This is a genomic window from Kitasatospora sp. HUAS MG31, assembly GCF_040571325.1.
GTDB classification, from domain to species: Bacteria; Actinomycetota; Actinomycetes; order Streptomycetales; family Streptomycetaceae; genus Kitasatospora; species Kitasatospora camelliae.
The window spans coordinates 7,699,671-7,711,597 of the sequence record NZ_CP159872.1 but is presented as its reverse complement, the minus strand read 5'-3'; the positions used below and the strand labels follow the sequence as shown (position 1 = coordinate 7,711,597).

Below are 11,927 nucleotides of genomic sequence, written 5' to 3'. Positions count from 1 at the left end.
CCTGGACCATCGCGGGTGGTGGTGAGCGAGCCGCCGACGAAGATGGCGCTGCCGAGCCGCAGGGGCTTCAGCTGGGCGCGGGCGGTGTACAGGGCGGCGGTGTAGCCGGCGGGGCCGGAGCCGATGGCGACGACCTCGCGCACGTCGTCGCCGGTCCCGGGATCGGCGGACATGACGACCTCAGCTCTCCCGTCCGGCCTGAGCCTTGGCGTCGATCTCGGCGATGAGGCCCTCGATCAGGGTCTTGATCTCGTCGCGGATCGGGCGGACGGCCTCGACGCCCTGGCCGGCCGGGTCCTCCAGCTTCCAGTCCAGGTACGTCTTGCCGGGGAAGTAGGGGCAGGCGTCGCCGCAGCCCATGGTGATGACGTAGTCGGACGCCTGGACGGCCTCGGTGGTGAGGATCTTCGGCTTCTGGTCGGAGATGTCGATGCCGAGCTCGGCCATCGCGGCGACGGCGGAGGGGTTGACCTGGTCGCCCGGCATCGAACCGGCGGAGCGGACCTCGACGCGGCCCCCGGCGAGGTGGGTGAGGAAGCCCGCGGCCATCTGGGAGCGGCCGGCGTTGTGGATGCAGACGAACAGCACGGAGGCGAGCGGCGCGGTCATGCGGGGTGTCCTTCGGTGGGCAGGGCGCAGGCTGGCTGGTGCCCGGCGGCAGGGGGTCGCGCTGCGAAGACGTGCAGGTGCGGCCCGATGGTGCCGGGAGGAGGGGGGCTCGCCAAGCGGCCCCGACACCGGTAACGTATCAGCACATGGTGATGTCAGTCGACAGTGATGTCTTGAAGGTCTTGGCCGACCCGCTGCGGATGCAGATCGTCCAGCTCCTCGCCCGCGAGGCGCTGTGCACGACCCATCTCGTGGAGGAGACCGGGGCCAGACAGACCAACCTGTCGAACCACCTCAAGACCCTGAGGGACGCCGGCCTCGTGGACACCGAGCCGTGCGGACGCTTCACCTACTACTCGCTCCGCCCGGAGGCCCTTGAGGCCCTGGCCGGAGAACTCGCGGCGCTGGCCGCCACCGCCCGCGGGGCGGCGGGCCGCAAGCGGTCCTGCTGAACCACCCAGCCCCCACCGGCGGCCTGCCCCGCCCTGCAAGAGGAGTGTCCTTGAGCGCCGTAGACGAGGCGAGATCCGAGACTGTGCCCGTGAGCGATATGGACGGCCCCGACGAGCCGCTGGCGGCCGAGCCGCCCGCGGTCCCGCTGCTGAACCGGGTGGTGGCCGAGCTGGTCGGCACCACCGCCCTGGTCGCCGTCGTCGTCGGCTCCGGCATCCAGGCCACCGAGCTGAGCCAGGACGTCGGTCTGCAGCTGCTGGCCAACTCGCTGGCCACCGTGTTCGGCCTCGGCGTGCTGATCCTGCTGCTCGGCCCCGTGTCCGGGGCGCATTTCAACCCCGTCGTGACGCTGGCCGAGTGGTGGAGCGGGCGCAAGGACCCCAAGGGCCTGGGCCCATGGGAGGTCGCCGCGTACATCCCGGCGCAGATCGTCGGGGCGATCGGGGGCGCGATCCTGGCGGACGCCATGTTCGGCGAGCAGTTGGTGACGTGGTCGACCCACGACCGCTCCGCCGGGCATCTGCTGCTCGGTGAGGTCGTCGCCACCGCCGGCTTGATCCTGCTGATCTTCGGCCTGGCGAAGAGTGACCTGCTCAGGTTCGCGCCGGTCGCGGTCGCCTCCTACATCGGCGCCGCGTACTGGTTCACCTCCTCGACCTCGTTCGCCAACCCGGCGGTGACGATCGGACGCGCGTTCACCGACACCTTCGCCGGCATCGCCCCGTCCTCCGTGCCGGGCTTCGTCGGCATGCAGCTGATCGGCGGCGTGGTGGGCCTGGCCCTGGTCGCGCTGATCTTCACCCACCGCCGCCCGACCGGGTCGAAGTGACCGCGGTCCGGCGCGTCCAGGTCCTGGTCGTGGGCGGAGGCCAGGCCGGGCTCGCCGCCGGCTACCACCTGCGCCGCGCGAGGCTCGACTTCGCCATCCTCGACGCCGCCACGGCTCCGGGCGGCTCCTGGCAGCACTACTGGGACAGCCTGCGCCTGTTCTCCCCGGCCGCCTACTCCTCGCTGCCCGGCCGGCCGATGCCCCACCAGGCCGGGCAGACCTACCCGGACGCCGGCCACGTCGCCCGGTACCTGGCCGAATACGAGAAGCGGTACGAGCTGCCGGTCCACCGCCCGGTGACCGTCCAGGCGATCGAGGACACCGCCGACGGCCGGCTGCTGGCCCGCACCGACGCCGGTACCTGGCGTACCCGGGCACTGATCATGGCCACCGGCACGTGGTCGCGCCCGTTCATCCCCGCCCTGCCCGGCCGGGAGCACTTCGCCGGCCGGCAGCTCCACACCCACGGCTACCGCGCCGCCGCCGACTTCGCCGGCCGGCGGGTCGTCGTGGTCGGCGGCGGGAACTCCGGCGCCCAGATCGCCGCCGACCTCACCGGCCGGGCCGCCGCCGTCCGGTGGGTCACCCTGCGTCCGCCGCGTTTCCTGCCGGACGAGATCGACGGGCGCGCGCTGTTCGAGATCGCCACCCGCCGCGTCACCGGCGCCGGCCCCCGGATCTCCGACCTCGGCGACATCGTCGCCACCGAACCGGTACGTGCCGCCCGCGACGCCGGCCTGCTCACCGCGCACCCGATGGTCGAGCGCCTCACCGCCGACGGCGTGGTGGGGGAGGACGGCGAGCGGTGGGCGTGCGACACGGTCATCTGGTGCACCGGCTTCCGGCCCGACCTCCGGCCCCTCGCCGGCTTCGGCCTGCGCGGCGGGGCCGGCCGGATCCCCACCGACGGCACCCGCGCCCTCGCCGACGAGCGGGTCCATCTGCTCGGCTACGGCGACTGGACCGGCCCCGCCTCCGCCACCCTGATCGGGGTCGGCCGCACCGCCCGCACCGCCGTCGGGAGGATCGAAGGCCTGCTGAGGTGAGCCGGGCTCGTGGAGGGGTGCCAGGGGAAGCAGGCGGGCATCATGCCACCCCGGACACGCACGGAAGGCCGCGGAGAGGGCTGGTGGACGTGACAGACAGCGAACCGCTGGACCGGCGGGAAGTCCATGACGAGCTGGAGCGGGCGCGTCGCGAGTTCCACCGGCTGCTGGACACGGCCGGGGCGGACGACCTCGCCCGACACACATGCGGCACGCGGTGGACGAACGGGCAACTCCTGTGGCACATGCTGTTCGGATACATCGTGGTCCGGGCCCTGCTGGTGCTCGGCCGCCTCTTCGGGCGGCTTCCACGCTCTGTCAGCCGGGCCTTCGCACGGCTGCTGAACACCGCGATCGTACCGTTCGACCTCGTCAACTACGCCGGACCGTGCGGGGCGGTGAAGGTCTGCAGCCCCCGGCGGATGGGCGCGCAGTTCGACCACGTCATCACCGCGCTGCACCATCGGCTGGACCGGGAGTCGGAGGCCGATCTCGCGCGCGGCATGCACTACCCGACCCGCTGGGACCCCTTCTTCCAGGACTACATGACCCTGGCGGACGTCTACCGCTACCCCACCCGGCACTTCGACTTCCACCGCCGCCAGCTCACCCTCGGCAGCCCATCAGCACCGGTGTAGCAACGTGGGCGGCGGTGTCAGTCGATGACGGGGCTGCGGCGTTCGACCAGCAGGACGTCGCGCCACACCCCGTGGTGGCTGGCGATGCGCTCGCGGGTGCCGATCACCCGGAAGCCGGCCCGTTCGTGGAGGGTGAGACTCGCGGTGTTCTCCGGGAAGATCCCGGACTGGATCGTCCAGATCCCGGCCGCCTCGGTCGAAACGACCAGCGCCTCCAGCAGACGGCCTGCGACACCCCGGCCGCGGGTGTCGGGGCGGACGTAGACGGAATGCTCGACCACGCCGGCGTACGCGCACCGGTCCGAGACCTTGGAGGCGGCCACCCACCCGAGTACCCGGCCGTCCCGGTCGACGGCCACGAACCGGTGCTCGGGGAGCTTCGCCGCGTCGAAGGCCTCCCACGTGGGCGCCCGGGTCTCGAAGGTGGCGTTGCCCTCGTCGATCCCGGCCTGATAGATCGCCAGCACCTGCTCGGCGTGGAGCCGGGTCATCGGCGCCACCGCGATGTCACTGCACACGCCCGGCTCCTTCCCCGGCCGTCGGCCGGTCTTCGCCGAGGATCGCCCGCACGGCGGCCGGGAAGACCGTCAGACAGGTGCGGTTCACCGCGTACCTGGTGGAGTTGCCCTGCCGGTCCGGCAGGACGAACCGCACCTCCGAGAGGACTTTCAGGTGGTGGGAGACCGTGGACTGCCCCACCGGGGACCGCTCCACGATCTCGCCCACGCTCATCGCCCGGCCCTCGGCTGCCAGCAGGTGCAGGAGCTGGATTCGGGTGGGGTCGGCGAGTGCCTTGAACCACGTCGCGTACAGGGCGGCGGCCCCGGCGTCGACGGCAGTGGTGCAGCTCGGCTCGTTCATCGATAATCGACGATAGTCGATGAACGGCCCGACGGGGAAGGGTGCGCCGCGACCCGACCGGCTGACGCTGGCCGGTCGGTCGGTCGGATCAGCGGGTGGCGGCGGTGAGCATGGCGGCCATGGCGGCCAGCACGCCCGGGGCGACGCGGTAGTAGACCCAGGTGCCGCGGCGCTCGGAGGTGAGCAGGCCGGCCTCGCGGAGCTTCTTGAGGTGGTGGGAGACGGTGGGCTGGGAGACGCCGACGTCCTGGATGTCGCACACGCACGCCTCGCCGCCCTCGTGCGAGGCGACGCGGGAGAACAGTCGCAGCCGCACCGGGTCGGACAGGGCCTTGAACATGGCCGCCATCGTGACCGAGTCCTCCTCCGACAGCGGGGCTTCGGTCAGCGGGGTGCAGCACGGCACGGCCTCCGGCTCCAGCACCGGCAGCTCGATCACCTGGGGATTCGACATGCGTCTATGTTGACATCTACCGAATCACATCGGAAGGGCGACCCACTCCCGGCCCAGGCGGACGGCAAGGTGTCGGGCGGCGAACGCCGCGTCGCGACCCACCCCGCGCAGCGACGCCGAGGAGCGCGTCAGGCGGTCCACGACCTCGTCGCGGCGCGGGTGGCGTCCGCCTCGCCGCCGAACGGCAGGCCCGGCAGCGCGGAGACCGGGCCGGAGAGGACAGGGTCAGGCTGTCGTAGCAGTGGGGCCACGATCCCGCCGCCCGGGCCGGAGGCCTCCAGCACCGCCGGGTTCAGCCCACGCTCGCGCAGCGCCCGGGCCATCGCCAGGCCCGACTGCCCACCGCCGATCACCGCAACGTCCGCCAGGTCCACAGCCCCTCCAGAATTCGACAAACGTCTATGTTGACGTTTGTCAAAGCAGGTGTCATGCTGACCACACGCCAGGCCATCGACAAACGTCGAAACAGCGCACCGGGAGACGCCATGACCGAGCCCACCACCCCCGAGACCTCCGCACCTGCCGCCGGCTGTTGCGCTCCGACCGCCGACCCGGCGCCGGCCGGCACGGCGGCGACCGCACAGTCCGCTCCCTGCTGCGGCACCGCGAAGGACGCTGCCGACGCCGGTGCCTGCTGCGGCCCCGCCGCCAAGCAGGAGGCCGTCGCCTCCGGCACCGGCTGCTGCTGACCCGCCCCACGCCCGTACCCCACCACGACACCCACCACGATCCTGCGATCCGGAGATCCGAGATGAGCGAGAACACCCCCGCGGCCGAGCTGCCCGTCGTCGTCATCGGCGCCGGCCCCATCGGCCTGGCCGCCGCGGCCCACCTCATCGAGCGCGGCCTCGAACCCCTCGTGCTGGAGGCCGGGCCCGCGGCCGGCACGGCGGTCCGCGAGTGGGCGCACGTGAGGCTGTTCTCGCCTTGGGCGGAGGTGGTCGACCCGGCCGCCGAGAAGCTCCTCGCCCCGACCGGCTGGGCCCGCCCCGACGGCAAGGCGTACCCGTCCGGCCGGGACTGGGCCGAGCAGTACCTGCAGCCGCTCGCCGACGCCCTCGGCGACAGGGTGTGCTACGGGGTGCGGGTCACGGGCGTGGCCCGCGCCGGACGCGACCGCATCGTCGACTCCGGCCGGGACGAGCAGCCGTTCACCGTCCACGTCGAACACGGCGACGGCCGCGAGGAGCGCATCTTCGCCCGCGCCGTGGTCGACGCCTCCGGCACCTGGTCCACCCCCAACCCGCTCGGCGCGAACGGCCTGCCCGCGCTCGGCGAGCGTGCCGCGAACGGCCGGATCTCCTACCGGATCCCCGACCTGGCGGACCCCACCGTGCGGGCACGGTTCGCAGGCAAGCGCACCGCCGTGGTCGGCACCGGCGCCTCCGCGTTCACCGCGCTCGCCTACCTCGCCGACCTGGCCGAGGACGAGCCCGGTACGCACGCGGTCTGGGTGCTCCGGCGGGGCATCAACGGCAGCACGTACGGCGGCGGTGAGGCCGACCAGCTGCCCGCCCGCGGCGCACTCGGCCTGCGCGCCAAGAAGGCCGTCGACGACGGCCACGCCTCCGCGCTCACCGGCTTCCGCACCGCCGCCGTCGACCAGGCCGACGGCGGGCAGCTGATCCTGGTCGCCGAGGACGGCCGCCGCAGCGAGCCCGTCGACCGGGTCGTCGTCCTGACCGGCCTGCGCCCGGACCTCTCGTTCCTGTCCGAGATCCGACTCGGGCTCGACGAGCGCCTCCAGGCCCCCACCGCCCTCGCGCCCCTGATCGACCCCAACCAGCACTCCTGCGGCACCGTCTACCCCCACGGCGCCAACGAACTCGCCCACCCCGAGGGCGACGTCTACCTGGTCGGCATGAAGTCCTACGGCCGGGCGCCGACGTTCCTCGCGATGACCGGCTACGAGCAGGTCCGCTCGGTCGCCGCGCACCTCGCCGGCGACCACGAGGCAGCCGCCCGCGTCGAACTCACCCTCCCCGAGACCGGGGTCTGCGGCGGCGCCGGCCTCTTCGACGAGCCCGACGCGGCCCCGAGCGGCAGCAGCGGCTGCTGCTCGGTTCCGGCCGCACCGCAGCTCATCACGCTCGGCGCCCCCGCCGCCGAATCGTCGTCGTGCTCCACCAGCGGCGGCTGCTGACCAGACCCGTGACCGCCACCCACCTCAGCGGGGCCGCGACCGGAACGGGGGACCGGTCGCGGCCCCGCGCCGCCCTACCCGCGCTCTGCGCCACCCAGATCACCAGCTGGGGCATCCTCTACTACGCCTTCCCCGTCCTCCTCCCCCACATCACCGCCGACACCGGCTGGTCCACCCCTCAGGCCACCGCCGCCTTCACCGCGGCCCTGCTCATCTCCGCCCTTGCCGGGATCCCCGTCGGCCGCATCATCGACAAGCACGGCCCCCGCACCGTGATGACCACGGGCTCGGCTGTCGGGGCCGCGGCCCTGGCCCTCGCGGCGGCGGCGCCCAGCCTGCCGGTGTTCTTCGCCGTCTGGCTGCTGGCCGGTGCCGCCATGGCCGCCACCTTCTACCACCCGGCCTTCGCCGCCCTCACCCGCTGGCACCAGCCCCACCATGTCCGGGCCCTCACCACCCTCACCCTCGCCGGCGGCCTCGCCTCCACCGTCTTCGCCCCCATCACCGCCGCCCTCGCAGGCCACCTCGGCTGGCGCACCACCTACCTGGTCCTCGCCGCGCTGCTGGCCACCGTCACCATCCCCGCACACCTCCTGGCCCTCCGTCACCCCTGGCCGCCCGCAGGGCACCCGGACGCAGGCCGGACGACAGCCGATTCGAACAACCCCGTGCGAACACGGCCGTTCCGTCTGCTCGCCGCGACGTTCACCCTGTCCGGCTTCGCGATGTACGCGGTGGTCTTCAGCACCGTCGCGCTCCTGACCGGCCGTGGAGCCGGCCCGTCCGCCGCCGCCTGGGCGCTCGGCCTCGGCGGTCTCGGGCAGACCCTCGGCCGAACCCTCTACGCCTCCGTGGCGCGCCGGGCCGGCGTCGCACAGCGAACCGTCGCACTGGTCGCGGCCGGCGCCGCGACCACCGCCCTGCTCGCGGCAGTCCCCGGGCCCGTCCCGCTCCTTGTCACGCTCGTGGTCCTCGCCGGAACCGTCCGCGGCAACCTCACCCTCCTGCAGGCCACCGCCGTCACCGACCGCTGGGGCACCGCCGCGTACGGCCGCCTCAGCGGCCTCCTCGCCGCCCCCGCCACGATCGCGGGCGCCGTCGCACCATGGGCCGCCGCCTCCCTCGCCCCCGCCCTCGGCGGCTACCCGGGCCTGTTCGCCGTTCTTGCGGCCATCGCCGGCGTGGCAGCCGTGATCGCCGTATGGACGGTGCCGGTCCGGCCCGAAGCCCCGGTCCGTACCGCCGCGCACGACGCCGAGCGCAGCCACGACGGCCGGTAGAAGGACATCTCGGCCATGACTCGCAGAATCTGAAATAACTCGACGGCCGTTCCTCGCTGTCGATAGTGATGTCCGTCCGTTCCGGCCGGCCACGGCCCCGAAGCGGCCGGACGACGCCGACTACGACGCTCCGCACACGGCCAGCGCGGTTCGCGCCAGACCGCGCAGCCAGGCGTGGGCGTGGTCGGTGTCGTAGCGCTGATGCCACGACAGGTATACCGGCGCCGACGGCAGTTCGAGAGGGAGGGGGAGCACGACCAGGCCGAGGTCGGCGACTGCGGACCGCGTGGTGGCTTCGGGGACGGTGATCAGCAGATCGGAACCGCGTGCGAACTCCAGCGCTGCCGCTTCCGTGGGCGCGGTGGCCACCACGCGGCGGGTGAGGCCGAGTTGTGCGAGGGCGTCGTCGAGGGCGTTGCTGAGGTTCCCACGTCGCGAGGCGGTGACGTGCTCAGCGGCGGCGTACCGCTCCGCGGTGACGGTCCTGCCACGGGTGAGGGGGTGCCCGTGCCTCACGACGATGACGAGGCGGGTCTCACCCACCTTCTCGGCACGGATGTCCGGTGCGCTCGGACGGTTGGCGTTCGCCTCCAGGTCGACCTCGCCGCGCCGCAACTCGGGGGTGTCGACGCTCGATTCCGCGACGAAGCGCAATCGCACGCCCGGCGCCTGTTCGCGCACGGCCGCGAGCAGTGCGGGGCCGCTCAAGGCGACCAGGGAATCGTGCCAGCGGAGTGTGAAGGTGCGCTCCAGCGTTGCCAGATCGAGTTCACGGCTCGGTGCCAGTACCTCCCGGACCTGGTGCAGCAGCGCGTGCACCTGTTCCCGGACGGCGATCGCATACGGCGTCGGGGTCATCGTGCGGCCGGTGCGCACCAGGATCTGGTCCCCGGTCGTGCGCCGGATTCGGCCCAGACTCCGGCTCATCGCGGGGGCGGTGACATGCAGGCGCGCGGCCGCCCCGGCCACACTGCCCTCCTCCAGCAGCGCGTCGAGCGCGGCGAGCAGGTTCAAGTCCAATTGCATGCAAGTCATCCTAGCCGTACTTGACATGCACTTGAAGTTAATGACGGGGCTATCTACCGTTGAGGCGAAAGCGCAGGAAGTAGCGCGCAGTTCGGCCCTCGACCGGCCTCAGCACCCCTCCTCAGACGGGAGTACCACATGTCCGAAACGCTTCAGACCACTGACGTCGCCGCCTCCGACGCCGACGTGCTCGACCAGACCGCGGCCGCCGTGCGTGAGGCGGGTTCTGCGCTGCGCGAGCGCTTCGGCGAGGTGGTCCGCTACCGGAACCGCGAAGAGCTGATGCGCGCGCTCGCCGCCAACGACGACACGGCCCTCGACATCCTGCGCCCCCGACTCACGAGCCTGCGCCCGGACGCCGGCTGGGTGGAGGACGAGCTGGACGGCGGGGCGCTGCCGCCCGGCGAATGGTGGGTCGTGGATCCGGCCGAAGGCAACGTCAACCACCTCCACGCCCTGCCCGAGTGGGCGGTGACCGCCACCCTCGTGCGCGACAACCAGCCGGTGCTCACCGCGGTCCACCTGCCGCTGACCGGCGAGACCTACACCGCGCTCACCGGCGCGGGCGCCCACCTCGACGGCCGGCCGCTCACCGTCTCCCCCACTACGGACCTCGGCCTGAGCATCGTGGCCACCAGCCAGGCCCGGCCCGACGAGGACGAGAAGGTCGTGCGACGCGTCGGCTCCTCGATCACCGCGATGCTCTTCGACGCGCTCGTCGTCCGCACCGCCGTGCCCGCGACCCTGCACCTGCTGAACGTGGCCGCCGGCCGGATCGACGCCTTCTGGCAGTTCGCCGGCGCCCGCGCGGACCTGCTCCCCGGAGCACTGCTCGCCACCGAGGCCGGCGGACGGATCTCCGACGCCGAGGGCCGCCCCTGGACCCCGCAGAGCGAGAGCCTCCTGGCGGCCGCGCCCGGTATCCACGCCCAGGCCGTCGCCACCCTCTCCCGCTGACCGCGCACCACAACCGCACCCACGAAAGGACACCATCACCATGACCACGATCGCCGTTCTCGGAAACGGCCGCGTCGGCGGCAACCTGGCCACAGCCCTCACCCGGGCAGGGCATGAGGTGACCGTGGCGGACCGCACTCCGGGCGCCGCCGCCGACGCCGCCCGCGCAGCCCGGATCGTCATCAACGCCACCCCGGGCGACGGCTCGCTGGACCGGCTCGCCGCCCTGCGCGAGGAACTGCGCGGCAAGATCCTCGTCGACGTCTCCAACGCCACCACGGACGGACCGGACGGACTGCCCGCCGCCCTGCTCTACCCCGGATCGAGCCTCGCCGAGCAACTTCAGGAAGCGCTCCCCGAAACCCGCGTCGTCAAGACCCTCAACACCATGCTCTTCCCGGTGATGACCGCACCGGCCATGCTCTCCCAGCCACCGACCGCGTTCCTCTCCGGCGAGGACCCCCAAGCCAAGCAGACCGTCCGCGACCTGCTCACCGACCTCGGCTGGCACAAGGAGTGGATCACCGACCTCGGCGGGATCCAGACCGCCAGCGCCACGGAGGCCGCGATCCTCTTCGTCCCGCTCGTCATCCGCTCCAGCGGATTCACACCCTTCGCGATCTCGATCGCCCGCTGATCCGCACCCGGTGCACCGGCCCCGGGCGGGCCCACGTCCGGAACGGGTACGACAGCGACGTCAGGGCCGGCGATTCGGCGCCGGACGGCGCCCCGTGGCCTCCCCTCGTCAACATCGCGCTGCGTCGGGGGGTTCGGCGCGCGGAGGCCGGCGTCGGGGGTGCGGAGTTCCCCGATGATCCGCCAGGTGACGCTGCCCCGGACGGCGCCTGGTCGCGGATCCGGCCGCTGCTCTCCGACGCGAAGCCCGAGTACGTCGGCACGTCGTTCATCGAGACCTACCTGTACGACGCCGACCGGCGCCACCCCGCGGCGGCCAAGGCCACCGGCGACGGTTCCCTGTTCGCCGTCACAGCCGGCAAGGGGATCCTTGGCCACCGAGAGGCCGACGCCGTTCTTCACACCTACGTCGCGCTCAACAAGCCCCAGGACTGGATCGCCGCCATCGTCGCCAGCCCCGAAACGGCGGCGACCCAGGTCGCGGCGGAATTCACCGGATGGGCGCCTGAACTCACCGCCCTCATCACTGACGGGGAAACAGCCCTCGCCCCGCGCCCGATCAGCGCCCTGCCGATCGGCCACCGCTGGGACCGTGTTCCCGGAGTGACGCCGCTGGGCGACGCCGCCCACCTCATGTCACCGTTCGCCGGGGAGGGCGCCAACCTCGCCATGTTCGACGGCGCCGAACTCGGCAAAGCCATCGCCGCACATCCCGACGACGTCGAAGCCGCCCTTGCGGAGTACGAGCAGGCCCTTTTCCCCCGCAGCGCCCGGTTCGCCGCCGAATCCGACAGGAATCACCAGCTGATCTTCGGTGACAACGCCCCCGCCGGCCTGCTCGACCTCCTCATCGGCCAGGAGTCGACCGAGTGAGCCGTCCTCCTAGAGCGCTCGGACGTCGGGCAGGTGCTCGGCCAACCCGGCCAGGTGTCGCGTTTCCGGTGTCGAGGCAGATCGAGGAACGCTGCCCGCTCGCAGCGATCCCGTCACCGGTC

At 72.7% G+C, this 11,927-nt stretch carries 15 protein-coding genes and 2 pseudogenes; 10 read left to right on the top strand and 7 right to left on the bottom strand.

Annotated features, from left to right (window positions below; translation table 11 throughout):
* Positions 1 to 8 precede the first annotated feature (8 nt).
* Positions 9 to 173: pseudogene (locus ABWK59_RS34900) on the bottom strand (thioredoxin-disulfide reductase); the annotation flags it as partial.
* Positions 174 to 180: 7 nt separating this feature from the next.
* A complete protein-coding gene (locus ABWK59_RS34895; RefSeq protein ID WP_354644680.1) occupies positions 181 to 609 on the bottom strand; it encodes an arsenate reductase ArsC in 429 nt (142 codons plus the stop codon).
* A 146-nt stretch (positions 610 to 755) separates the two neighbouring features.
* Here ABWK59_RS34895 and ABWK59_RS34890 point away from each other — a divergent pair, with 146 nt between their 5' ends.
* The 4 genes from ABWK59_RS34890 (at position 756) to ABWK59_RS34875 (ending at position 3,575) form a co-directional block, all read left to right on the top strand.
* On the top strand, positions 756 to 1,061 hold the full coding sequence (locus ABWK59_RS34890) for an ArsR/SmtB family transcription factor (RefSeq protein ID WP_354644679.1): 306 nt from the start codon (positions 756 to 758) through the stop codon (positions 1,059 to 1,061).
* Between the two features lie 98 nt (positions 1,062 to 1,159).
* Entirely contained in the window at positions 1,160 to 1,891 is a 732-nt protein-coding gene (locus tag ABWK59_RS34885) for an MIP/aquaporin family protein (RefSeq protein WP_354645193.1), read from the top strand.
* Positions 1,888 to 2,937, top strand: a complete 1,050-nt coding sequence (locus tag ABWK59_RS34880) for an ArsO family NAD(P)H-dependent flavin-containing monooxygenase (protein ID WP_354644678.1) — start codon at positions 1,888 to 1,890, stop codon at positions 2,935 to 2,937. Before ABWK59_RS34885 ends, ABWK59_RS34880 begins: the two co-directional genes overlap by 4 nt.
* A gap of 83 nt (positions 2,938 to 3,020) precedes the next feature.
* Positions 3,021 to 3,575 (top strand): DinB family protein, encoded by a 555-nt coding sequence (locus tag ABWK59_RS34875; protein WP_354644677.1) that lies wholly within the window; start codon positions 3,021 to 3,023, stop codon positions 3,573 to 3,575.
* A gap of 17 nt (positions 3,576 to 3,592) precedes the next feature.
* Here the strand turns inward: ABWK59_RS34875 and ABWK59_RS34870 are convergent, their stop codons facing one another.
* The 4 genes from ABWK59_RS34870 to ABWK59_RS34855 all read right to left on the bottom strand — a co-directional run bounded on the left by ABWK59_RS34870 (position 3,593) and on the right by ABWK59_RS34855 (position 5,264).
* Entirely contained in the window at positions 3,593 to 4,066 is a 474-nt protein-coding gene (locus tag ABWK59_RS34870) for a GNAT family N-acetyltransferase (protein ID WP_354645192.1), read from the bottom strand.
* A 16-nt stretch (positions 4,067 to 4,082) separates the two neighbouring features.
* Entirely contained in the window at positions 4,083 to 4,436 is a 354-nt protein-coding gene (locus tag ABWK59_RS34865; protein WP_354644676.1) for an ArsR/SmtB family transcription factor, read from the bottom strand.
* A gap of 88 nt (positions 4,437 to 4,524) precedes the next feature.
* Positions 4,525 to 4,890 (bottom strand): ArsR/SmtB family transcription factor, encoded by a 366-nt coding sequence (locus ABWK59_RS34860; RefSeq protein ID WP_354644675.1) that lies wholly within the window; start codon positions 4,888 to 4,890, stop codon positions 4,525 to 4,527.
* Positions 4,891 to 5,018: 128 nt separating this feature from the next.
* Entirely contained in the window at positions 5,019 to 5,264 is a 246-nt protein-coding gene (locus ABWK59_RS34855; protein WP_354644674.1) for an FAD-dependent oxidoreductase, read from the bottom strand.
* Positions 5,265 to 5,375: 111 nt separating this feature from the next.
* Between ABWK59_RS34855 and ABWK59_RS34850 the strand changes: the two genes are divergently transcribed.
* The 3 genes from ABWK59_RS34850 (at position 5,376) to ABWK59_RS34840 (ending at position 8,313) form a co-directional block, all read left to right on the top strand.
* Positions 5,376 to 5,579 carry a hypothetical protein gene (locus ABWK59_RS34850; RefSeq protein WP_354644673.1) on the top strand — a complete coding sequence of 68 codons (204 nt, stop codon included), beginning with the start codon at positions 5,376 to 5,378 and terminating at the stop codon, positions 5,577 to 5,579.
* Positions 5,580 to 5,641: 62 nt separating this feature from the next.
* Positions 5,642 to 7,033 (top strand): FAD-dependent oxidoreductase, encoded by a 1,392-nt coding sequence (locus ABWK59_RS34845; protein ID WP_354644672.1) that lies wholly within the window; start codon positions 5,642 to 5,644, stop codon positions 7,031 to 7,033.
* An 8-nt stretch (positions 7,034 to 7,041) separates the two neighbouring features.
* Positions 7,042 to 8,313: an MFS transporter gene (locus tag ABWK59_RS34840; RefSeq protein ID WP_354645191.1), complete on the top strand. Its 1,272-nt coding sequence runs from the start codon at positions 7,042 to 7,044 to the stop codon at positions 8,311 to 8,313.
* 120 nt (positions 8,314 to 8,433) lie between these two features.
* On the opposite strand, the gene ABWK59_RS34835 is transcribed toward ABWK59_RS34840, so the two are convergent.
* The gene (locus ABWK59_RS34835) at positions 8,434 to 9,339 is read right to left on the bottom strand and encodes a LysR family transcriptional regulator (protein WP_354644671.1); all 906 of its coding nucleotides are present in this window, start codon (positions 9,337 to 9,339) and stop codon (positions 8,434 to 8,436) included.
* Positions 9,340 to 9,477: 138 nt separating this feature from the next.
* Between ABWK59_RS34835 and ABWK59_RS34830 the strand changes: the two genes are divergently transcribed.
* The 3 genes and pseudogenes from ABWK59_RS34830 to ABWK59_RS34820 all read left to right on the top strand — a co-directional run.
* Positions 9,478 to 10,296 carry a 3'(2'),5'-bisphosphate nucleotidase CysQ gene (locus ABWK59_RS34830; protein WP_354644670.1) on the top strand — a complete coding sequence of 273 codons (819 nt, stop codon included), beginning with the start codon at positions 9,478 to 9,480 and terminating at the stop codon, positions 10,294 to 10,296.
* A gap of 40 nt (positions 10,297 to 10,336) precedes the next feature.
* Positions 10,337 to 10,933 (top strand): NADPH-dependent F420 reductase, encoded by a 597-nt coding sequence (locus ABWK59_RS34825; RefSeq protein ID WP_354644669.1) that lies wholly within the window; start codon positions 10,337 to 10,339, stop codon positions 10,931 to 10,933.
* Positions 10,934 to 11,133: 200 nt separating this feature from the next.
* A pseudogene (locus ABWK59_RS34820) lies at positions 11,134 to 11,805 on the top strand (FAD-dependent oxidoreductase); the annotation flags it as partial.
* Positions 11,806 to 11,927 lie beyond the last annotated feature (122 nt).